Origin of the sequence: Stenotrophomonas sp. SrG (genome assembly GCF_050031795.1) — a bacterium.
In the GTDB taxonomy this organism is placed as follows: Bacteria; Pseudomonadota; Gammaproteobacteria; order Xanthomonadales; family Xanthomonadaceae; genus Stenotrophomonas; species Stenotrophomonas rhizophila_A.
The window spans coordinates 1-258 of sequence record NZ_JBNBBE010000436.1 but is presented as its reverse complement, the minus strand read 5'-3'; the positions used below and the strand labels follow the sequence as shown (position 1 = coordinate 258).

The following is a 258-nucleotide window of genomic DNA, read 5'->3' as shown; positions in this document are numbered from 1 at the left end:
CGTTTGATCTCTGGGGGGGCCCGCGGGCGTCGGGGGGGTTGCGCGGGCCCCGCGGGCCCTGCCCGCACTCGTGCCGGCCGCGGGGTGGGTGTTGGGGCGGGTTGAGGGGCCCCCGGCCGGTAAGTTCGGCATTGCGGCGCAGCGTGGCCGCGTCCACCGGGTCGGCGCCGGCGGCGTTCTGCACGCCGGGCAGGCTCAGGCGACCGTCGACGCCGAATGCAACCGGATCCACGCGCTCGCAGTCGGCGTTGGCCAGGT

Annotated in this window: 1 pseudogene; it reads right to left on the bottom strand. The window is 77.1% G+C overall.

Annotated elements, in window-relative coordinates:
- Positions 1-258 (bottom strand): annotated as a pseudogene (locus ACQG3P_RS20380) (hypothetical protein); the annotation flags it as partial.